Below are 20,461 nucleotides of genomic sequence, written 5' to 3'. Positions count from 1 at the left end.
TGCCATACGGCAGTTGTCGTAGACGCACCGGAGCCGGCTGTGGCCTTTGACACGGTCGGCCCCAGTGTTCATAACGTTTCGGCAGAGGAATCGGGTGGCACGGCCACGCGTCGTTGCCAATCGGTCTCGCTGCGCTCACATCAGCCCCGTCTTTTGACGGGGCTCGCTCTTTATGACCGATTTATCTGGGGCTTACATCACACGGAATCCCCGCTTTCCACTGTTTGGAAGAGCGCAGGTCGTCGTGCTGGAATGCCTGAACTGCCCAATAGTCAAAGACGTACTCAGTAGTACTGCGTACTCAGTGGCGTACTGGGCTCTGAGACACTGCGGCACAACGTTGGTGCCCGCCGCCGAGAGGTTGTTGGTCGAGTGAGGCGAAGCAAGAACGGTCCCGAGCCGTCGGCCCGGGGCAACTTCACCCCGCCGCCGCGCGGAGCGGCGCCCGCCCCTGTGCCCGGTTCGGAACCGACGGCCGTACCCGCTCCGAGCGGCGGCCGTTTCTCCCCCCGCAACTGGCGGGTGCCGACCCGGCTGAACGCCATCCTGCTCATACCCGTGACGGTCGGACTCGTCATGGGCGGCTTCCAGGTGAAGAGCTCGATCGACACCTGGCAGGAGGCGCAGGACGCGGAGAACACCGCACGGCTGGTGCGGGCCTCCCTGACCTATGCCAACGCGGTGAACAACGAACGCGACATCACCGCGGAACCGCTGCTCAAGGGCAAGAGCGCGACCGCCAAGGACAAGGCGACCATCGCCGCGGCCCGCAAGGCCACCGACGAGGCGGCCGACGGCTTCGACGCGGCGGCGCAGAACATGCCGCAGAAGAGCGGCCTGCTGCGCCGCCTCAAGCTGTTCCGCCAGGCCGAGCCGCAGCTGGCCACCCTGCGCGCGATCGCGTACTCCTCCAAGTCCCGCGGAGTGGAGACCGAGGAGGGCTACGTCGCCGTCGCCCACCCCCTGATGGAGTTCGCCAACGAGCTGGGCCTGGGCACGGGCAACATCACCAGCTACGGCCGGACCGTCTACGCCATCTCGCTGACCCAGGCCGCCCTGTCGCTGGAGCGGTCGATCGGCACGCACCTGCTGGTCAGCCCCGGCCCCAAGAAGGAAGACCTCGCCAAGCAGCGCGTGGCTCTCTCCTCGTACGCCTACCTCGAGGGCATCGCCATCGAGGAGTACAAGGCGGGCGGCACCGAGGCGGACGCGCAGAAGCTCGTCGACCTCGAGGCGAAGGCCAAGGCCGAGGGCGTGGCGCAGGCCAAGGAGGCCGCCGCGCAGGCAGCGGCCGGCAACCAGACCTATGTGCCACCGCCGTCCAACCCGACCGCCATGGTCGTGGCCCTCTCGTCACTGCAGACCACCGACGCCGGCGCCCGCGCCGCACTCGCCACGCAGGGCATCACCTTCCAGAACTGGTGGGGGGTCACCACCCTCCGCGCCAACGTCTACCGGCAGATCCAGTCGGACATGGCCGACAAGGCCGTGAACGAGGCCTCGGACATCGCCGACAACGCCAAGCGTGACGCCCTCATCACCGGTGCCGCCGTCGTCGTCGCCCTGCTCCTGGCGTTCATCCTGGCCGGTGCCGTGGCCCGCCAGATGTCCCGCTCGATGCGCCAGCTGCGCAACGCCGCCTTCGGCATCGCCGAGCAGCGTCTGCCGATGCTGGTCGACCAGCTCTCGCGCACCGACCCGGGCCGTGTGGACACCCGCGTCCAGCCCATCCCGATCAACACCCGCGACGAGATCGGCGAGGTCGCCCGCGCCTTCGACCAGGTCCACCGCGAGGCGGTCCGGCTCGCCGCCGAGCAGGCCCTGCTGCGTGGCAACATCAACGCGATCTTCACCAACCTCTCGCGCCGCAACCAGTCGCTGATCGAGGGCCAGCTGACCCTGATCACCGACCTGGAGAACAACGAGGCCGACCCGGACCAGCTGGAGAACCTCTTCCGCCTCGACCACCTCGCGACCCGTATGCGCCGCAACGGCGAGAACCTCCTGGTCCTCGCCGGCGAGGAGCCCGGCCGCCGCTGGGACCAGCCGGTCCCGCTGGTCGACGTGCTGCGCGCCGCCTCCTCCGAGGTGGAGCAGTACGAGCGCATCGAGCTCTCCGGCGTCCCGGAGGCCGAGATCCACGGCCGCGCGGTCACCGACCTCGTGCACCTGCTCGCCGAGCTGCTGGAGAACGCGACGACGTTCTCCTCCCCGCAGACCAAGGTCCGCGTCACCGCGACCCGTCTTCCGGACGGCCGCATCATGATCGAGATCCACGACAAGGGCATCGGCCTGACCGCCGAGGACTTCGCGGACATCAACCACAAGCTCGCGAACCCGCCCACCGTCGACGCGGCGATATCCCAGCGCATGGGGCTCTTCGTGGTCGGCCGGCTGTCCGACCGGCACGGCATCCGCGTCCAGCTGCGCCCCTCCGGCGAGCAGGCCGGCACGACCTCGCTGGTCATGCTGCCCGACGCGATCACCCACGGCGGTGGCGGCGAGCAGCAGCCGCGCGACGAGTTCACGGTCTCGCAGATCATCCCGGAGCAGAGCTACCAGGGTGAGGACTTCAACAACGGCCTGCCGATGCGCACAGCCGCGGAACTCGGCTTCGACGACAGCCGCTACTCCGAGATCCCGGACGACATACGCGAGCTGGACCCCGTCGGCCGCTCACTGATGCGTGAGGAGCGCCGTGCGGCCCTGGAGGCCCAGCACGGCGACCAGCCGGCCCAGGAGTCCCCCGAGACCCCGTACGCCGACGCGTTCGACCAGCAGTCCTACGACAACGGCCGCGGCGGCTTCCCCGAGCAGCAGCCCGGCGGCTACGACCCGCGCCCGGCATACGACGAGCCGCAGCAGACTCCGTACGAGGAGCAGCAGCGCCCCGCGTATGACGAGCCGGCCCCGCGCCCGTCGTACGACGAGCCGTACTACGCGCCGAACGGCGGACTCCCGCAGAACGACACGTTCTCGTCGAACGGCGGCTACCCCGAGCCCTCGTATGCGGAGCCCGTCCGCGAGGAGCCCCCGGCCGCCCGTCCCTCCGCCCCGGAGTCCTTCCCGGCCTTCCAGGAGCGCCGCCACCAGGACGACTGGCCGCAGCAGGACAGCTACCAGAACGGCTACTCGTCCGAGTACGCTCCGGAAGCGGAATCTGCGCAGGCCGCTGACGTGAGCGAGGGTGACCGCGTAGGCTTCGACCGTCCGGGACCGGCCTCTTCCGCCGCCCACGCGCTGACCGACGCCGGACTGCCCCGCCGCGGATCGTTCGGAGGCGGTGCGAACGGCACGAGCGCTGCGAGCGGTTCCAACGGCGCGCGACACGTGAGCCAGGAGGCGCCGGCCCCCAAGCCGGAGAACAACGGCAACGGCAACGGCACCGGCGACTGGCGTTCGGCGAACGACGACCGCTGGCAGCAGGCCGCACAGCTCCGGAAGCCCAAGGCGGGCGGGGTCACCTCCTCCGGCCTGCCGCGGCGGGTGCCCAAGGCCAACCTGGTCGAGGGAGCCGCCGAGACCACCCCCCAGGGCGGCCCACAGGTCTCCCGCGCTCCGGAGGACGTCCGGGGCAGGCTGAGCAACCTGCGTCGGGGCGTCCAGCGCGGACGCAACGCGAGCAGTGAAACGAACGGTCAGGGCTTCGGTCCTGACAGCACCTACAACCAGGAGCGTTAGTGTGAGCCCGATGAGCCAGGCGGCACAGAACCTGAACTGGTTGATCACCAATTTCGTGGACAACACCCCGGGGGTGTCCCACACCGTGGTGGTCTCCGCCGATGGACTCCTTCTGGCGATGTCCGAAGGGTTTCCGCGCGACCGCGCCGACCAGCTGGCGGCCGTTGCGTCGGGTCTGACCTCGCTGACCGCCGGTGCCTCGCGCATCTTCGAGGGCGGCAGCGTGAACCAGACGGTTGTGGAGATGGAGCGGGGATTCCTCTTCATCATGTCCGTATCCGACGGTTCCTCGCTCGCGGTGCTGGCCCACCCCGAGGCGGACATCGGCCTCATCGGGTACGAGATGGCTCTTCTGGTGGACCGTGCCGGTACGGTCCTCACACCGGATCTTCGTGCGGAGCTCCAGGGCAGCCTGCTCAACTGACAAACAGACGGTGCGTTTTGGCGTCCCGGGGCCGTAAGGTTTCGGGACGCGGCTCCACAGGGATTGGGTGCCCGGCACGGTCGGAGGAGGAGAAGAGAGTGGCAACACCCCCAGGCGGTTCGAATTCGGGCAACTGGTCGTACGGCCCTGCCCAGGGCCAGGGCGGCGGTTCCCAGAACCCGAACCGCTACAACTTCCCCTCCACCCCGAGCCAGCGGCGTCAGCACCCGTATGCGCCCCAGGGTCCGCAGGGCCCCGGTCCGTCGCCGTACGACCAGCCGCCGGCGCCGCGCATCCAGCCCGTGCAGCCGCAGCGACGTGCTCCTGAGCCGGCCCCTGCAGGGTCGTCGAACAACCCCTTGGTGCGTCCGTACGCCATGACCGGCGGCCGGACGCGCCCGCGCTACCAGCTCGCCATCGAGGCGCTGGTGCACACCACCGCGCAGCCGCACCAGATGCAGGGCCAACTGCCCGAGCATCAGCGGATCTGCAACCTCTGCCGCGAGATCAAGTCGGTGGCGGAAATCTCCGCCCTCCTGACGATCCCTCTCGGCGTGGCCAGGATCCTCGTCGCCGACTTGGCGGAGGCGGGACTGGTCGCCATCCATCAGCCCGGCGGCGACGAGAACGCCGGCGGCCAGCCAGACGTGACACTGCTCGAAAGGGTGCTCAGTGGACTTCGCAAGCTCTAGCGGCGGTCCTTCCCGCTCCACCACCTCAGCGAAGATCGTGGTGGCGGGTGGCTTCGGCGTGGGCAAGACCACGTTCGTCGGGGCCGTCTCGGAGATCAACCCGCTGCGTACCGAGGCCGTCATGACGTCTGCTTCGGCAGGCATCGACGACCTCACCCACACCGGGGACAAGACCACCACCACGGTGGCCATGGACTTCGGCCGTATCACCCTGGACCAGGACCTGATCCTGTACCTGTTCGGCACCCCCGGTCAGGACCGCTTCTGGTTCATGTGGGACGACCTGGTGCGGGGCGCCATCGGCGCGATCGTGCTGGTCGACACCCGCCGTCTCGCCGACTGCTTCCCTGCGGTCGACTACTTCGAGAACAGCGGTCTGCCCTTCGTGATCGCCCTGAACGGCTTCGACGGCAACCAGCCGTACAACCCGGACGAGGTCCGGGAAGCTCTGCAGATTGGGCCTGACACCCCGATCATTACGACGGATGCCCGTCATCGGGCCGATGCCAAGTCGGCTCTCATCACGCTCGTGGAGCATGCGTTGATGGCCCGCCTGCGGTAGTGGTTCTTGCGGTTACTGGGCTGCCTCGGACGGTTGATTGCCGTCTGCGGCAGCCCAGTGGCTTGTCGCGACCACGCGGCGGAGCCGCAGATCGATACGGCCCCGCGCCCCTAAAGACCAAAAGCCGAAGGGCCCCCTCTCTCGCGAGAGGGGGCCCTTCGGCTTCGTACGCGCTCAGTGCCAGCTGTGCGGGGCCCTGAAGCCGGGCTCGCGCTCCAGGCGGCGCCAGCCGGCCTTGGGGCGGCCTCGGTGGGCCTGGACGTCCTCCGACGGGGCGGCCGCGGCGCGGGCCAGGAGGACAGCCGTGATGGCGGCGACTTCCTCGGGCTCGGCGTGGCCCTTCTCGACACGAATGTCAGGGGTGTTCATAGGGCTCAGTCTCCGTGAGAGAGGTTTCCGCGAGGGTGTCGCGGAGGGTCCGCTGGGTTACTGCGGGGGGTTGCCGTGCTTGCGGGACGGCAGATCGGCGTGCTTGGTCTGCAGCATCGCCAGGGAGCGGATCAGGATCTCGCGGGTTTCGGCCGGGTCGATGACGTCGTCGACCAGGCCGCGCTCGGCCGCGTAGTACGGGTGCATCAGCTCGGACTTGTACTCCTTGACCATGCGGGCCCGCATGGCCTCGGGGTCCTCGGCCTCTGCGATCTGTCGCCGGAAGATGACGTTGGCGGCCCCTTCGGCGCCCATCACGGCGATCTCGTTCGTCGGCCAGGCATAGGTGAGGTCGGCACCGATGGACTGGCTGTCCATGACGATGTAGGCACCTCCGTACGCCTTGCGCAGGATCAGCGAAATCCTCGGCACGGTCGCGTTGCAGTAGGCGTAGAGGAGCTTCGCGCCGTGACGGATGATTCCGCCGTGCTCCTGGTCGACACCGGGGAGGAACCCCGGGACGTCCAGGAAGGTGACGATCGGGATGTTAAAAGCGTCACACATCTGGACGAAACGCGCAGCTTTTTCCGATGCCTCGATGTCCAGGACGCCGGCCAGGGTCTGCGGCTGGTTGGCGACGATGCCCACCACCTGGCCGTCCAGGCGGCCCAGCGCGCAGATGATGTTGCGCGCCCAGCGCTCGTGTACCTCCAGGTACTCGCCGTCGTCGACGATCTCCTCGATCACCTTGGCCATGTCGTACGGCCGGTTGCCGTCCGCCGGGACCAGGTCGAGCAGCACGTCGCTGCGGCGGTCCGCCGCGTCCGTGGACTCCACCCGCGGCGGGTTCTCCCGGTTGTTCTGCGGGAGCAGCGAGAGGAGGTAGCGGACCTCGGCGATGCAGGTCTCCTCGTCGTCGTAGGCGAAGTGGCAGACGCCGGAGGTCTCCGCGTGGACGTCCGCGCCGCCCAGGCCGTTCTGGGTGATCTCCTCGCCCGTCACCGCCTTGACCACGTCCGGGCCGGTGATGAACATCTGCGAGGTCTCGCGGACCATGAACACAAAGTCGGTGAGGGCGGGGCTGTAGGCCGCGCCGCCGGCGCACGGGCCGAGCATCACCGAGATCTGCGGGATGACACCGGAGGCCTTGGTGTTGCGCTGGAAGATGCCGCCGTAGCCGGCGAGGGCCGAGACGCCCTCCTGGATGCGGGCGCCGGCGCCGTCGTTCAGGGACACCAGGGGCGCACCGGCCGCGATGGCCATGTCCATGATCTTGTGGATCTTGGTGGCGTGGGCCTCGCCCAGCGCGCCGCCGAAGATGCGGAAGTCATGGGCGTAGACGAAGACCGTGCGGCCCTCCACCGTGCCCCAGCCGGTGATCACACCGTCCGTGTACGGCTTCTTCGCCTCCAGGCCGAAGCCGACCGCGCGGTGCCGGCGCAGCTGCTCGACCTCCTGGAAGGACCCCGGGTCGAGGAGCAGCTCGATGCGCTCCCGGCCGGTCAGCTTGCCCTTGGCGTGCTGCGCCTCGGTCGCCTTCTCACTCGGGCCGGCCAGCGCCTGCGCACGGATCTCGTGCAGCTCGGCCACTCGCCCGCGCGCATCCGTCGGCTCACCCGGCGCCTCATCCAAAACGGTCATGTAGTGACCTTACGAAGCCCACCCAAGAAAGCGAGCCGTCGACTCCTCACAGTCTCCGGCCCGTTTTCCTGGTGCCACTGAACAGAACCCCGGCGGCATGCAGGCTTTCCGACTGCTCAGAGGGCGTCCGGCTTGTAGGGGTCACACAAAGCCGTCAGCTGAGAGTCAGCTCACAACGATGAGTCGCGCATGACACGCCTGGGGTAATCCGGAGCGTCGTACGGCGGCCGGTGCACAGGACTTCGACGGTGTCGTCGGCCCGCACCACCCCGCGTACCGGGTGGTTCCAGGTGATCTCGAACGGCTCGCCCGTTCGGGGTGGCTCGCTCACGCAGAGGGTAGCGGTCCGGGCGTGGTGGCGTACGAGGACGCTCGCGGCCGCGGAGGCGGCCAATGGGTCCGCCGCGCCGGGGCCCCAGAAGTTGGCGGCCGTCAGGCCGAGTGAGGGGACGTGGACAGCCTGGCAGGTGCCGTCGTTGGCGAGGAGTGACAGCCAGTGGAGGTCGGCGGCACGGGAGGCGACGGCACGGCGGGAGGCGCCGGGCATGAGGACGTAGACGTAGGTGGCGTCGGTCGGGTCCGTGCCGTGGTCGAGCCAGAGGGTCTGCCAGCGGCGGGTGGCCCGCTGGGTGGTGCTGGTGGTGTTGATGTCGGACCAGGCGCCCGTGCGGTCCTCACGGAGGGTGTGCAGTTCGCCGCCGGGGACGACCCAGCCGCCGTGGTCCTCCAGATGGGCCCAGCCCCTCCCCCGTACGAACTCCTGCGCCCCGCCCTCCCCCAGGTTGCGGTTGTCGACGACGGTCTCGACGGAGACCCCGTCGGTGCAGGTGATCCCGGCACCCAGGCAGATCACCGCGTCCTCGACGCAGAACCACGACTTGCGGGCCTGGAGCGTCGAACCGAGGCCCTTGAGGTGCTGGCCGACGGCCGCGTACTCGCCGTCCGTCGTGCCGCCGACCCAGCGCACGTCCGGCTTGGGTGCGCCCCATTCGCCGCCCGCCCTGTCGGCCAGCGGAAGGGTGGAGACGGTGGTGCCCGGGAGGCGGTACCAGTCGACGGTCGGCCAGAACCAGTCCGTGTACTGGTCACTCCGCCCCTTCGGCCACCAGTAGAGCATTCCGGCGCCCGTGTGCCAGCCGCGCGGGTTCTCGCCGTTGCCGCACTCGTAGTACGTGATGCGGTCGCTGCACATGGCGATGCTCGCCGTGAAGCCGGAGCCGCGGTGGACGGCGCGGTCCATCGCCGGGAAGAGACGGTGGCCGACGAGTTCGGGGGCGGCCGGGACCTGCGCGTCGGCGACCGCGTGCAGCCGGGCCAGGTCGGCGACGTCGAACTGACGTGCCGTCAGGATCGGTGTCACGGTGTCCCGTTCGATCCAGCCCTTGATGTACGAGTACCAGCGCTCGCGTTCCGCCGTGCTCGCTCCGCCGGCCAGCAGGGCGACGGCCGCGATGATCCCCTGCCCGTGGAAGTGGTCGCTGCGCATGACCTGGCGGTCGTCGCTCTTGAGATAACCCCGGCTGATCGCACGGCCGTTGACGGCGTCCATCACCAACCCGTCGTGGATCAGGGGTGCGTAGGCGTGCTCGACGCTGTCGAGGACGAGCTGCCGGTCGGGGTCGGTCACCTCCCATGCGGATCCCGCGAGCAGTGTGAAGAGGCGGCCGAGGCCGTCGAGCATGACCTGTCCGTACGTTCCCGAGTAGGCGACCCAGGTGTGCTGCAGGAACGAGCCGTCCGCGTACAGCCCGTCCCCCTTCGTGACGTACGGGAAGACCGGGGAGAGGGCGTCCCGGGCGAGGGCGAGCTTGGCGTCCGCGCGGCCCAGGATGCCGCGCAGGGCGACCGAGCGGCACAGGTCGACGCGGTTGGCGCCGGTGGAGGTGCCGGAGTAGTCGGTGAGCATCGCCTCGGGGATGAAGTGGTCCACGGCGGCGCAGGCCGCTTCCCGCCGGGCGTCGGTGAGGTCGTCGTACAGGACGGTCGCGATGTCCATCAGCAGGCGGGGGCTGCCGATCTGCCATTCCCACCAGTTGCCGTAGCGGGTGGTGGAGGGGTTGTAGACGGTGGCGGAGAGGTGGTCGAGGCCGCGCAGGACGTCCGTGAGGAGGGCGGGGTCGCCGGTCGAGCCGGTGCCCTGCTGGACGTAGGCCTGGGTCATCGTCCACAGGCGGCCGTAGCTCTGGGTGATGCCGGAGGGCGGGTCGTAGGGGTAGCCGGGCCAGAGGGAGGTGGGGGCGGGGGCCATGGTGGCCTGGGCGGCGCGGGCGAGTGCGCCGGTTTCGGCGAGCCGGGAGACGTACGGCTCCGCGGTGGGGTCGTAGCCGGTGCCGAGGGCGAGGTCGAGCCAGCGGCGGCGGAGGGCGCCATAGGGGTCGGGGGCGGCGGCACGGGCGGGGGGCGCGGCCGTGACCAGGAGGGCCGCCGCGAGTAAGACGGCTCTGCGGGTGGGCCTCATGGAGTCCCTGCGGTATGGGTTCATGCCATGGGCATCTACCACCTCAGCGTAACCACGCCAACACCTTGCGGATGACGTTGAAACCCGAAGGGAATAGGTCTACGGTCGTTCCCGTTGAGTAGTTCAACGTTCAACATACTCACCCAGGGAGCACGTCATGGCGAACCCCGACCTGACCGCACTGACCGGCGACTACGCGATCGACACGGCCCACTCCACCATCGGCTTCACCGTCCGCCACGCCATGGTCACCAACGTCAAGGGCAAGTTCCTCGACTTCAGCGGGTCGCTGCACCTGGACGGCGGCAACCCGTCCGCGTCCTCGGCCTCCATCGACGTCAAGATGGAGAGCATCGACACGGGGTCGGCCGACCGTGACGGTCACCTGAAGAGCGCGGACTTCTTCAAGATCGACGAGTTCCCGACCATGACCTTCCGCTCGACCTCGGCGGAGGCGCTCGGCGACGAGGACTACCGCATCACGGGCGATCTGACGATCCTCGGCACCACCAAGCCGCTCACCATCGACCTCGAGTTCAACGGCGCGGCGAAGGACCCCTTCGGCAACGAGCGCGTCGGCTTCGAGGGCAAGGCGGAGATCAAGCGCTCCGAGTGGGGCCTGACCTGGAACGCGGCGCTGGAGACGGGTGGTGTGCTGATCTCCGACAAGATCAAGCTGAGCTTCGACATCTCGGCGATCAAGAACGCCTGAGCCTTCGACGCCTGAGCCTTCACGGCATCTGCACCTGAGAGCGCCCGTCCTTCTGCATCAGAGGGGCGGGCGCTCGGTCATGCCCAATGGAAACCTCAGCCCCAGGGGGACACATGACCAAGAAGTCAGGACCACAGCACTATCCGGGAGCCGACCGCACCCACTGGTACCAGAACCGCTGGCCCGGCGACGCCATGGAGGTCAACGTCGTCGTCCTGCACACCACGGAGGGCCGCACGCTGCCCGACTACGAGGGCGGCCGCATGGCACCGAACCTCACGGCGGTACCGGACCTCAAGGCCCAGAAACTGACCTGGTTCCAGCACTTCGACATCGACGTCTCCTCGCGCGCCCTGGTGAACCTTCCGGGCGGAGTGGAGACGAACACGCTGAACGTCTGCCAGGCCGAACTGGTCGGCACCTGCAACCCCGTCACCCACCGGAAGTGGACGGATGCCGGGAAGGCGCACCTCTACTGGCCCGAGGCCCCGGAGTGGGCGCTGCGCGAGGTCGCGCGGTTCCTGGCCTGGATGCACGAGGAGCACGATGTGCCGCTGAGCGGGCCGAAGCTGTGGCCCCCGTACCCGAAGTCGTTCGGGAGCCGGGCGGGGCAGCGGATGAGCGGGCGTGACTGGAACGCGTTCCACGGGGTGTGTGGGCATACGCACGTTCCCGAGAACCAGCACGGAGATCCGGGGGCGATCGACTTCGACGGGCTGATCAGGTTCGCGAAGGCGGCACTGGACGACTGAGCAGGGGCCGGCTCCGGTATCAGTACTCGAGGCTCGGGTACCAGTCGCCGCGCCCCCGTGGGGTCAGGTCCAGGAGGTGCCAGACGGGGGCCAGGAGGTCGATGCCTCGTTCCTTGATGTCGTCGGCCATGCGGGGGTGGGTGGAGTAGAAGTGGCGGACCGTGCCGTCTCCGTCGCGAGTGAAGACCGAGACGGTGGAGTCCTGTTCGCCGTCCTCGTCCTCGCTGCCGGTGTCGTACTTGAACGTGCTGTCGCCGCAGCTGAGCAGACGCAGCCCGCGCCAGCCGCGGTTGCGGGCGTGCCGGCGGAGGGCAGGCGGGTCTGCGGCGGCCGCGATGACGAAGTCCGCGTTGCGGGTGACGTGGTGCGCGGCGCCGTTGAAGCCGTCGATCCACAGGGTGCACATGGGGCAGGGGTCGGTCTGCTTCTTGCCGTACATGAACTGGTAGACGATCAGCGGGCGTTCGGGGGCGCTGAACAGCTCGCTCAGCCTGACCTCGCGCACCGGAGCGTCACCGGCGTCGAGGTCGGCGGGCCCTTCGAGGAAGGTGTAGTCGTCGACGGGCGGCCCCGGCGGGAGGGCGCGGCGCCGGGCCGCGACCTTCTCCCCCTGCCGCATGAGCTCGATCTCGGCCAGGCGTAGGTCTTCGCGGGCGGTGAGGTACTCGACGGATTCCCCGGCCAGATTGGTGTGACGGAACATGGCGTCCTCCTGGGGTGGGGCCCCGTGCCGGTTCTTCAAGCTTAAGGTGGCCGGTGGTCATTCGCCGCTGTACAGACGGTCCAGGTCCACCAGTACGACCTCTCCACTGCCCGCCGCAGCCCCCAGGTCGTCGGTGAACCCGGCCCCAGCGAGGAGGCGATGAAGTGACGGCGTCCGTGGCGTCGCCCGCCAACTCCTCCGGGTGGCCACACAACGACATGGCATGTTCACGTTTGATTCATGTGGGCATCTCCTCCACCTCCAATCCTCCCGATTATGAAATCTCTGAAGGCTCTGAGGCTGGCCGTACCCATGGGACTCGCCGCCCTCATGCTCACCGTGGCGGGCTCGATGTCCACTGCGTCCGCGACAACCTATTGGACGTACAGGAACGACTACGAGGGCAATTGCCTCGTTTCGTCGACCGCGAGCAACAGCGTCTGGTCGGACACTTGCAACGACTCGCTCTCCACCCGGAACTGGTACTGGGGCGCGAGTTCCTACACCCGTAACTACGATGGGCTGGTGTTCCGCCGATTGGTGAGCAAAGCCAACGGTGACTGCCTCACCACGGACGCCAATACCGACACCAACGCTGTCTGGATGAGCCCCTGCGGGAACGCCCCCGGGCAGTGGTGGAACGCCAACGGCAACGACCTCGAATGCGACATCGGGCCTGGTTCCGAGTTCCTGCGCACCTCGGCCAACGGTGATGCCGTCTACACCACCCCCTACCTCTACCAGAACGGCATCGACCCCCAGCGGTATGTCTGGTGGGGTGCACACAGCTGATGCCGGCCGCTCGACGGCGCAACGAAAGGCCCTCGCTCTCCCTGGGAGCGAGGGCCTTCTCGCGGCCGGGCCTTCAATCCACGGTCAGGATCACGGTGCCGGCGAGCAGCCACCATGTGCTGGGCAGGGTGCGGAGTTTCGTCCACTCCGCGTGGAGCCATCTCATGCGTCCCTCCTGCGCAGGCGCCAGGCCGCCATCTGCAGGGCCGCTGCCGCGTAGGCCGCGAGGACGCCGAGGCCGGGCCACGGGGAGAGCGGGTAACAGCCGGCCTCCGGGAGGCAGTTGAACTCCACCTGCGGGTAGCGCGTCACGCCCTGATGGATGGCGAACGCCGCCGCCGGAGTCACCTGCAGCAGCCACTGCGCGACCGGGGCAGGCGCCGGTGGCGCGGAGCGCGGTCGCGGGGTGAGCAAGGACCCGGCGAGCACGGTAAGCACGACGAGGCAGCTCGATACGGCGACCGCGACGCGAGGCCGACGTGTCAAAACCCGCCAACGCTCCCTGAGTGGCGGCCGGTCCGTGCCGAGGACCTCGACGACGTCGCCCCGGTTCCCCTCGGGTGGCGTCACCACGGCCGGAGCGCCGAGGCTCGGCCAAGCCGATCAATATCGGCCGAACGCACCCTTTTCGGCCATCAGTTGGCGTAGCGCAGGCGCTACGGACCAGCCGCGCCGAAAGCGCTTGCCATCACCAACTTCCCTTCTGCATCTGCGGATCTTCGCGCTCACACTCGCCGACCAGACATGCGCGAACCGGCACTTCACCCTCGTCAGCGGCTCCGACGCCGCCTCGCTGCGACAGGCCATGTCCGAGAAGGACTGGGCGCAGCTCATCCGTACGACAAGCCGGTCGCGGTGGTCGAACTGGACCCGGGCCAGGGCGTGCGCGGGACCCTGAAGTTCGTCGGTCCGGGCTGGCCCACCGGCAAGGAGCAGCCGAAGAACTGCGTGATCCCGAGCGGCACGTCCTGAGAAGGCCGGCCCGTCCGTACGGTCAGTGCCTGCAGATCTCCTGTACGGCCCGGTAGATGCTCTCGAACTGGGCGGCCGTCGGCACGGCCGGCGCCCGGCCCTCGCCGCGGGCGTTGCGAACGGTAAGGAACAGCAGGGGCGTTCCGGGGCTCGGCTGGGGCAACTGGCAGTAGACGTTGAGGCGGGTGTGCAGGGTGTGGGCCCGGCCGGGGTGGAGCGCGGCGGCGGTGACGGGCAGGATCTGCAGGATGTCGTCGTAGCCCTCCTTCGTCCCGGTGAAGGTGACGAGGGAGGCGGAGGTGACCTGGAGGGTGATGCCGAAGTCCAGGCCGTAGCGGTGCGGCATCTCCACGCCGGTGATCCGGACGCTGGTGGCGGCGACCGGATCGGGCGGCGGGCGCGTGGCGACTACGTATCCCAGGAGCGCGCCCAGCGAAGCCACGGAGGCCGACACGGCGATCGTCGCTCGGGCACGGCGAGACAGTGCCTGCCAGCGCTCCCTCAGCAGCGGCAGGTCCGCGTCGGCCGTCTCGACGAGGTCCCGGTCCTCCCCCTCGGACGGAGTCACCATGTCCTGAGCCTAGGAGCCGGGCACGCCGATGCCTATCGGACGGGCGCCGCTTTTTCCGCCGTCGCCGTCCGGCCTGCGCCGCACCGGCAGCAGCCACCAGGCCGACACCACCGACAGCACAGCGCCGACGACGATCCCCTCCAGCCGGGTCGGCAGCAGGCTCTGCGCGTCCTGGCCGAAGTAGCCGAGGACGAGGGAGAGGGCGCAGGTCATACCGGCGGCCCAGAAGGCGTAGTTGAGGGGGCGCAGCCACAGCGCGACGGTCAGGACGGCGAACATCAGCGCCACGGAGGCATGCCCGGTGACGCCGGCCGCCGCCACGGCGACCGCGAGCAGCGTGCCGAGGCAGGCGCCGACGAGGCGTTCGACTCCCTTGCGCAGTACGTCGTTCCGGCCGCGGTTGCCGCTCGCGGCAACGTACGCGGTGAGGACGACCCAGGGCCAGTGGTGGTCGAAGAGGACGGTGCCGAGGACGAAGGCGGCGGCGATCGCGGCCGCCATCTGCAGGGCCATGCGGGTGCTGGGGCGGGGGTGGAGACGGGAGGGCCGGCGCGGCGGCTCGGGGGCCGGCTCCGCGGACCACGGCCCGAACCGGTCCCCCACACCCTGCACCAGCCACACGAACCCGCACGCCAGCGCGCCGACCACCGCCGACCAGCCCCAGGTCACCAGCCCCCTCTGCGCCTCGCGCGGCAGCGCGGGGCCGGGGAGGACGAGGAGGGCGACCAGCGGCAGGGCGAGCAGGGTGCCGATCTTGGTGGCGGTGGGGCCGTAGCGGCGGATCCAGATGGCCAGGGCCATCCACACCGTGTAGACGGTGGCGCCGAGCGCGTAATGAGATGCGATCAGCCGGCCGACGAAGATCGAGACGCCGGCTGTTGCGGGCAGCAGCGCCAGTGAGATGAGACGGCGGCGGGTGTCGGCGGTGCGCTGCGTGGCGGAGAGGCTGAGGGTCAGGGAGACCGCGAGGACGAGCACATCGGTGTGCAGTCCGACGGCACCCTCCAGCACCAGGGTGGCGGCCCAGCAGAGCAGCACGGCGGTCATGGTCAGCACCGCTTCGTACGCGTTGCGTATTAGTTTGGCGGTCACATCCCCAGATTACTGAGGCCTGGACATCGAAGGTAGTAAGTATTCGCGTATTATCCCCGAGGATACGATCTCTGCTATGGACCACCTCCTCCCCGAAGCCGCCCGCATCCGTGGTGGCGTCCTCCGGTTCAACCGTCGGCTGCGTCAGGAGCGGGGGGCCGGGAGCCTCAGCCCGAACCAGCTGACGGTGCTCGGCCATCTGCGTCGGCACGGTCCGTGCACGCCCGGCGAGGTCGCGGCGGCCGAGCGGCAGCGGCCGCAGTCGCTGACGCGGGTCTTCGCGGAGTTGGAGGCGGAGGGCCTGATCGTGCGCGAGCCGGGCACAGTGGACCGGCGGCAGTCCGTGCTCTCCCTGACCGAGGAGGGGCGCGGCGCGCTGGAGCGGGACATGGCAGAGCGCGACGCGTGGCTGGCCAAGGCCCTGGGGACGCTGAGCGAGACGGAGCGGGGGGTACTCGCGCTGGCGGCGCAGGTGATGGAGCGCCTGGCGAACGCGGAGGTTGCGGGGCCGGGAGGGGACGACTGATCCGCCGCCCCACGGTCCGCCCGCTCAGAACCCTCCGCCGAAGTCCCCTCCCCCACCCCCGTCCCCGCCGAAGCCCCCTCCGTCCCCGAACCCCCCGCCGAAGTCCCCTGGGTCGAAGTCGGCCCCCGAGACGTCGCCGCCGTCGTAGCCACCGTTGCCGTACGCGCCGAAGTCGCCATAGCCCGAGCCGTAGTCGGCCGCGTACGACGGGGTCGCCATCATGCTGCCCAGCAGGGTGCCGACGAGCAGGCCGGGCAGCAGGCCGCCGCCGAAGTAGCCGCCCGCCCAGGGGCCGTAGGCCGGGCCCGCGTCCCAGTACGGGCGGCGGCCCTGGTCGGTGTCGACCTCGCGGACGACGGGGTCGCGGCCGTCGGCCAGGCGGGTGGCGTCGGCCGCGCAGACGGGGACCTCGCGCGGAGCGCCGCCCGGGGGTGTCCAGTCGGCGTCGGCGACGGACGGGCCGTGGCGCGGGTCGAAGAAGCAGGGCGGCCGGCGTTCGGGCAGAGGGCGGCGCTCGCGGCGGGCGGCGAGCAGGGCCAGCGAGAAGCGGCCGTCCTCCAGGGCCTGGGTCACGGCGCGCACGTCCTCGGGCTTACGGGCCTCGGCCATGGCCGACTTCGCCCGCTCGTAGGCGTCCAGCGCACGTTCGTAGTCGGCGCGCATGGCGTCGTCGGCACCCGCCTCCGCCGGATGGAAGTCGAGGCGGTCCAGCTCCTCACCGAAGGCCGTGATGTCCTCGTCGACCACGACGCGCAGCCGGTCCAGCGCCGCCCGCTGCTCCTCGGCCCTGCGACGCCGGCCCCGTCGTACCAGCATGAAGGCACCCGCGCCGCCCGCCACCAGCACCGCGCCCGCGGTGATCAGCGCGGTGTACGACACCCCGCCGCCACCGGAGGAGGAGCCCCAGCTCGACGGGGCGGAGCCGCCCATGTTGGTGAGGGCGCTGTTGGTGAAATCGGTCAGCTGGGTCTTGGCGTTCTTTTCGCCCTGGACACTCGTGACGAGGTTCTGTACGGCGGTGCGCGGCAGGACGGAGGAGTCGGCCCTGGCGTCGAAGCGGTCGCCGAGGCGGATCGCGTACAGGCCCGTGATGCCGGTGGTGGTGCGGAGGTTCCGGAAGAGGTCCGTCGTGGGGTAGCCGGCCGGGAGGACCGCGATGAAGAGCGGCTTGTCGGCGTCCTTGATCCGTTCGGCGAGGGCGTGCGCGTCGGCGGAGGACAGCTGGGCCCCTGCAGCCGGGTCGACATAGACCGGGCTCTTGCGCAGGGCCTCGGCGATCGTCGAGACGCTCGTGGCGGCGGAGGCCGGCGGGGAGCCCGCCGACACTACGGTCAGGGCGGCGAGCAGCAGGGCCAGGAGCAGCCCCGGGAGGCTTCGGGTCCGTACGACGGCCTTCATGGTTCGAAGCTACCCGAAGCCTCCCAAAACTGGTCATCCTTTCAGGTGGCGTCCACCTCAGGCGGCCCGGTAGGCCGTGATCAGCTTCTCCACGGCCGCCCCGTACCGTCCGGTGAGGGAGAGGTGGTCGGCGTCGGCGAAGGGCTTGGCGACCGCCTCCGTGACGGCCGTGCCCGCCTTCTGCTGGACGATCAGCCGGGCCCTGGTGACGAGCGCGCGGCCGGCCTCGTCCGCGCCCGCCTTCTCGGCGACGGCGGCGGCCACCGCGAGCGCCTTCAGGGTCACCGCACCGCCCTCGGGCACCTTGGTCAGGGTCGTCAGGCCCCAGCCGTACGGGAACTGCGGGTCGTACGCCGTGTCGCCGACGTTGATCGGCAGCTGCGCCTCGGACTTGGGCCAGGTGACCGGGAGTTGACCGGTGAAGGGGCGTTTGCCGTACAGCACGTCGGCCACCCCGTCACCCTCCGTGCCCGGCAGCCAGGAGGCGACCAGGCCGTCGATTTCGCCGAGCCGGTCGCCGATCAGCTGGGGGCGCCCGGAGACGATCAGCACCGCGCACTTCATGGCCGCGCACACCTTGTCCACGGCGGCCCTGTCGGCGGCGGACAGCTGCAGATCGTGTCCGTTGCCGACGTCGCCGACACCCTCGGCGTACGGGGTCTCGCCGACGACGACCACACCGACGTCGTAGCCGCTCGTGGGCGCGGAGGCGTCCTTGGAGTAGGTGACGTCTCCGTCCTTGCGCATCCCCGCCAGGATCGTCGTGCCCTGGGTGTGGGTGCCGGACGCGCCCTGCCAGGTGACGGTCCAGCCGCCGGTCTGGTTGCCGAGGTCGTCGGCGTCGGACCCGGCGACGTAGACCTTCTGGTCCTTCTTCAGGGGCAGCACGCCGTTCGCGTTCTTCAGCAGGACCTGCGACTCGGCGGCCGCCTGCCTTGCGACGGCCCGGTGGGCGGCGGAGCCGGTCGCGGAGGCCCCGCTCGTGTCGGCATACGGCTTCTCGAAGAGCCCCAGCCGGAACTTCTGCGCGAGGATGCGCGAGACGGCGTCGTCGACCCGTCGCTCGCTGATGCGACCGGCCTGCACCTCGGCGATCAGCTGCGCGGTGAAGTCCTTGTACGAGTACGGCACCATCATCATGTCGACGCCCGCGTTGACGGACGTGCGCACGTGGGAGGAGTAGTCGCCGGGGAGCTGGTCGATGGCGTTCCAGTCGCTGATCACGAAGCCGTCGAAGCCCATACGGCCCTTGAGCACGCCGTTGATCATGTCGGCGCGGGCGTGCATCTTCACCGGGCCCTGGCCGTCGCCGAGGATGTCGAGGGAGGAGTACGAGGGCATGACCGTACCGATGCCCCGGTCGACGGCGGTCCGGTACGGCGCCAGGTGGACGGCCTCCAGCTGCTGCCGGGTGACCTTGGTGACGCCCTGGTCGATGGTGTATGTGCCGGTGGTGGACGAGCCGTACTCGGTACCGCCGTCGCCGACGAAGTGCTTGGCGGTGGCGAGGACCTTGTCGTTCCTCTTCAAGTCCCGCCCGTCAGCGCGGCCTTGGAGCCCCTGAATGATCGTCTCCATGGACTCGACGAGAGCCGGGTCCTCACCGAAGGACTCGTAGGAGCGGCCCCAGCGTTCGTCGCGGGAGACGCAGAGGCAGGGGGCGAAGTCCCAGGGGACGCCGGTGGCGCGGACCTCGGACGCGGTCACCGCTCCTGTTTTCTGGGCGAGTTGGGGGTCGCGGGTGGCGCCGATGCCGATGTTGTGCGGCATGATCGTGGCGCCGACGAGGTTGTTGTGGCCGTGGACGGCATCCACTCCGTAGATCAGCGGGATCTGGAACCGGGTTGCCTGCGCCCGGAGTTGGAAGCCGTCGATCATCCTCGCCCAGGCCTCGGGGGTGTTGGGCGTGGGCGTGGAACCGCCGCCGGAGAGCAGTGAACCGAGGTCGTAGGCCGCGATGTCGCCACCGCCCCCGACCGCCCCGCGCTCGGCCTGGGTCATCTGGCCCGCCTTCTCCGCCAGGGACATACGGGAGACGAGGTCGGCGACGCGCTTCCCGACCGGCAACTTGCTGTCCAGATACGCCAGTCCGTGCGCGTCGATCACCACTTGCGGGGTCTCGGCCGGGGGCTTGGCGCCGGTGACCGTGAGCTTCAGCGGGATCGTCTCGGCGGACTCGGCGGACCGGTCGCGCAGGGTCGGCACGTGGATGGTCCGCGTCGCGCCGGAGGCCGTACCGGCGGGGAAGGTGAGGGTTCCGGTGACCGGTGTGTAGTCCTTGCCGGGGTCGGCGGTACCGCCCGTGGTCTCGTACGTGACGGTCACCGGGTCGTCGACGGGGGCGGAGCCGGTGGTGGCGAGGGTGACCTCGACCGTGGCCGTACCGCCCTCCTTTACGGGGTACACGGCGGCGTCCGTGGTGACGGAGGCGCGCAGGGACTGGTCGGCCCTGCCGTACAACTCGACGTCGTCCATGGCGAATCGGTCCTTGCCGCCGACCGGGAGGGTGACGGCGTAGCCCCACATCTGTGTGAGCCCGAGGACGTGGTCGATGCCGCCGACCGGCTGGTAGTCGGTCCGGTAGGCGAAGTCGGCGAAGGGGATCTCGACCTGTTTCCAGCCGGTGAAGTCGTCGGTGAAGGAGGTCGTCCAGAGCTCGGAAGCCTCGCCGTTCGCGCCGCCGTCCTTGATCTCGAAGGCGATCTTCTTGTTGTTGTCCTGGCCGTCCCACCAGAAGCGGATGCCCTTGTGGGCGGACCAGTCGTGGGCGGGTTGGTTGGCGGCGAAGTCGTGGGTGAAGCCGCCGTAGCCGCTGATGTCGTAAGTGCCGGACAGGACCTTCGCCCCCTCGGGGGCGTCGGGTCTTGCGGTCAGCTGCAGCGCGGGCGGGTCGTCGCTGTCGCCGCCCCAGGTGAAGATGCCCTCCGCGGGCTGGGAGGCGAAGGGGACCTCGCCCTCGAAGCGGTCGACGGGTGTGGGGGCCGGGTCGTCGGCCGCTCGGGCCGAGGACAGTGGCAGCGCGGCGGCGAGGACGGCCGCGGAGACAAGCAGAGCGTTTCTTCGCGAGACGAGCAGAGCCGTTCTTGGCATGGACCATCCCTCGACTCTCGTGGTTC

General features: G+C 69.7%; 17 protein-coding genes. 8 read left to right on the top strand and 9 right to left on the bottom strand.

The features are described from left to right. Window positions 1–372 precede the first annotated feature (372 nt). The 4 genes from IH68_RS0134605 to IH68_RS0134590 all read left to right on the top strand — a co-directional run bounded on the left by IH68_RS0134605 (window position 373) and on the right by IH68_RS0134590 (window position 5,359). Window positions 373–3,681: a nitrate- and nitrite sensing domain-containing protein gene (locus IH68_RS0134605; RefSeq protein WP_030942995.1), complete on the top strand. Its 3,309-nt coding sequence runs from the start codon at window positions 373–375 to the stop codon at window positions 3,679–3,681. A 10-nt stretch (window positions 3,682–3,691) separates the two neighbouring features. After that, window positions 3,692–4,105, top strand: a complete 414-nt coding sequence (locus IH68_RS0134600) for a roadblock/LC7 domain-containing protein (protein WP_005479603.1) — start codon at window positions 3,692–3,694, stop codon at window positions 4,103–4,105. A gap of 98 nt (window positions 4,106–4,203) precedes the next feature. Continuing rightward, window positions 4,204–4,797, top strand: a complete 594-nt coding sequence (locus IH68_RS0134595; RefSeq protein ID WP_030942992.1) for a DUF742 domain-containing protein — start codon at window positions 4,204–4,206, stop codon at window positions 4,795–4,797. Then, window positions 4,778–5,359, top strand: a complete 582-nt coding sequence (locus IH68_RS0134590) for a GTP-binding protein (RefSeq protein WP_026248371.1) — start codon at window positions 4,778–4,780, stop codon at window positions 5,357–5,359. The genes IH68_RS0134595 and IH68_RS0134590 overlap by 20 nt, the downstream gene beginning before the upstream one ends. Before the next feature lie 174 nt (window positions 5,360–5,533). Here IH68_RS0134590 and IH68_RS0134585 read toward each other — a convergent pair whose 3' ends face one another. From IH68_RS0134585 to IH68_RS0134575, 3 genes are all read right to left on the bottom strand, one after another. Next, a complete protein-coding gene (locus IH68_RS0134585) occupies window positions 5,534–5,728 on the bottom strand; it encodes an acyl-CoA carboxylase subunit epsilon (RefSeq protein WP_030942985.1) in 195 nt (64 codons plus the stop codon). A 57-nt stretch (window positions 5,729–5,785) separates the two neighbouring features. After that, window positions 5,786–7,369 carry an acyl-CoA carboxylase subunit beta gene (locus tag IH68_RS0134580; RefSeq protein ID WP_037885733.1) on the bottom strand — a complete coding sequence of 528 codons (1,584 nt, stop codon included), beginning with the start codon at window positions 7,367–7,369 and terminating at the stop codon, window positions 5,786–5,788. A gap of 154 nt (window positions 7,370–7,523) precedes the next feature. Beyond that, complete coding sequence (locus IH68_RS0134575) at window positions 7,524–9,827, bottom strand: polysaccharide lyase 8 family protein (protein WP_030942980.1); 2,304 nt, start codon at window positions 9,825–9,827, stop codon at window positions 7,524–7,526. 157 nt (window positions 9,828–9,984) lie between these two features. Here IH68_RS0134575 and IH68_RS0134570 point away from each other — a divergent pair, with 157 nt between their 5' ends. Both IH68_RS0134570 and IH68_RS0134565 read left to right on the top strand, forming a co-directional pair. Beyond that, complete coding sequence (locus tag IH68_RS0134570) at window positions 9,985–10,539, top strand: YceI family protein (protein WP_030942977.1); 555 nt, start codon at window positions 9,985–9,987, stop codon at window positions 10,537–10,539. A 113-nt stretch (window positions 10,540–10,652) separates the two neighbouring features. Continuing rightward, the gene (locus IH68_RS0134565) at window positions 10,653–11,291 is read left to right on the top strand and encodes a hypothetical protein (protein ID WP_030942974.1); all 639 of its coding nucleotides are present in this window, start codon (window positions 10,653–10,655) and stop codon (window positions 11,289–11,291) included. Between the two features lie 19 nt (window positions 11,292–11,310). Here IH68_RS0134565 and IH68_RS0134560 read toward each other — a convergent pair whose 3' ends face one another. Next, window positions 11,311–11,994, bottom strand: a complete 684-nt coding sequence (locus tag IH68_RS0134560) for a DUF899 family protein (protein WP_030942971.1) — start codon at window positions 11,992–11,994, stop codon at window positions 11,311–11,313. A gap of 276 nt (window positions 11,995–12,270) precedes the next feature. Here IH68_RS0134560 and IH68_RS0134555 point away from each other — a divergent pair, with 276 nt between their 5' ends. After that, window positions 12,271–12,786, top strand: coding sequence for an RICIN domain-containing protein (locus IH68_RS0134555; protein ID WP_159403768.1), 516 nt, complete (start codon window positions 12,271–12,273; stop codon window positions 12,784–12,786). Window positions 12,787–12,948: 162 nt separating this feature from the next. Here IH68_RS0134555 and IH68_RS0134545 read toward each other — a convergent pair whose 3' ends face one another. The 3 genes from IH68_RS0134545 to IH68_RS0134530 form a co-directional block, all read right to left on the bottom strand. After that, on the bottom strand, window positions 12,949–13,200 hold the full coding sequence (locus tag IH68_RS0134545; RefSeq protein ID WP_234341701.1) for a hypothetical protein: 252 nt from the start codon (window positions 13,198–13,200) through the stop codon (window positions 12,949–12,951). A 580-nt stretch (window positions 13,201–13,780) separates the two neighbouring features. Continuing rightward, on the bottom strand, window positions 13,781–14,329 hold the full coding sequence (locus IH68_RS0134535; protein ID WP_030942962.1) for a hypothetical protein: 549 nt from the start codon (window positions 14,327–14,329) through the stop codon (window positions 13,781–13,783). Between the two features lie 9 nt (window positions 14,330–14,338). After that, window positions 14,339–15,421 carry an FUSC family protein gene (locus tag IH68_RS0134530; protein WP_159403767.1) on the bottom strand — a complete coding sequence of 361 codons (1,083 nt, stop codon included), beginning with the start codon at window positions 15,419–15,421 and terminating at the stop codon, window positions 14,339–14,341. A 76-nt stretch (window positions 15,422–15,497) separates the two neighbouring features. On the opposite strand from IH68_RS0134530, the gene IH68_RS0134525 reads away from it, so the two are divergent. Beyond that, entirely contained in the window at window positions 15,498–15,947 is a 450-nt protein-coding gene (locus IH68_RS0134525) for a MarR family winged helix-turn-helix transcriptional regulator (protein ID WP_030942956.1), read from the top strand. Window positions 15,948–15,971: 24 nt separating this feature from the next. Here the strand turns inward: IH68_RS0134525 and IH68_RS0134520 are convergent, their stop codons facing one another. Both IH68_RS0134520 and IH68_RS0134515 read right to left on the bottom strand, forming a co-directional pair. Continuing rightward, entirely contained in the window at window positions 15,972–17,345 is a 1,374-nt protein-coding gene (locus IH68_RS0134520) for a hypothetical protein (RefSeq protein ID WP_030942954.1), read from the bottom strand. Between the two features lie 57 nt (window positions 17,346–17,402). After that, window positions 17,403–20,435: a glycoside hydrolase family 3 protein gene (locus tag IH68_RS0134515; RefSeq protein ID WP_030942952.1), complete on the bottom strand. Its 3,033-nt coding sequence runs from the start codon at window positions 20,433–20,435 to the stop codon at window positions 17,403–17,405. Window positions 20,436–20,461: the final 26 nt, after the last annotated feature.

The sequence above is a fragment of the Streptomyces sp. NRRL S-646 genome (assembly GCF_000720765.1).
GTDB lineage: Bacteria > Actinomycetota > Actinomycetes > Streptomycetales > Streptomycetaceae > Streptomyces.
The sequence above is the reverse complement of the archived record's forward strand: the minus strand, read 5'-3'. Positions and strand labels throughout refer to the sequence as shown.

Coding starts and splice junctions, on each gene's coding strand:
- IH68_RS0134600 (WP_005479603.1), top strand. CDS start 3,692: ATGAGCCAGGCGGCACAGAACCTGAACTGGTTGATCACCAATTTCGTG.
- IH68_RS0134585 (WP_030942985.1), bottom strand. CDS start 5,728: ATGAACACCCCTGACATTCGTGTCGAGAAGGGCCACGCCGAGCCCGAG.
- IH68_RS0134580 (WP_037885733.1), bottom strand. CDS start 7,369: ATGACCGTTTTGGATGAGGCGCCGGGTGAGCCGACGGATGCGCGCGGG.
- IH68_RS0134575 (WP_030942980.1), bottom strand. CDS start 9,827: ATGAGGCCCACCCGCAGAGCCGTCTTACTCGCGGCGGCCCTCCTGGTC.
- IH68_RS0134570 (WP_030942977.1), top strand. CDS start 9,985: ATGGCGAACCCCGACCTGACCGCACTGACCGGCGACTACGCGATCGAC.
- IH68_RS0134565 (WP_030942974.1), top strand. CDS start 10,653: ATGACCAAGAAGTCAGGACCACAGCACTATCCGGGAGCCGACCGCACC.
- IH68_RS0134560 (WP_030942971.1), bottom strand. CDS start 11,994: ATGTTCCGTCACACCAATCTGGCCGGGGAATCCGTCGAGTACCTCACC.
- IH68_RS0134555 (WP_159403768.1), top strand. CDS start 12,271: ATGAAATCTCTGAAGGCTCTGAGGCTGGCCGTACCCATGGGACTCGCC.
- IH68_RS0134535 (WP_030942962.1), bottom strand. CDS start 14,329: ATGGTGACTCCGTCCGAGGGGGAGGACCGGGACCTCGTCGAGACGGCC.
- IH68_RS0134525 (WP_030942956.1), top strand. CDS start 15,498: ATGGACCACCTCCTCCCCGAAGCCGCCCGCATCCGTGGTGGCGTCCTC.
- IH68_RS0134520 (WP_030942954.1), bottom strand. CDS start 17,345: ATGAAGGCCGTCGTACGGACCCGAAGCCTCCCGGGGCTGCTCCTGGCC.
- IH68_RS0134515 (WP_030942952.1), bottom strand. CDS start 20,435: ATGCCAAGAACGGCTCTGCTCGTCTCGCGAAGAAACGCTCTGCTTGTC.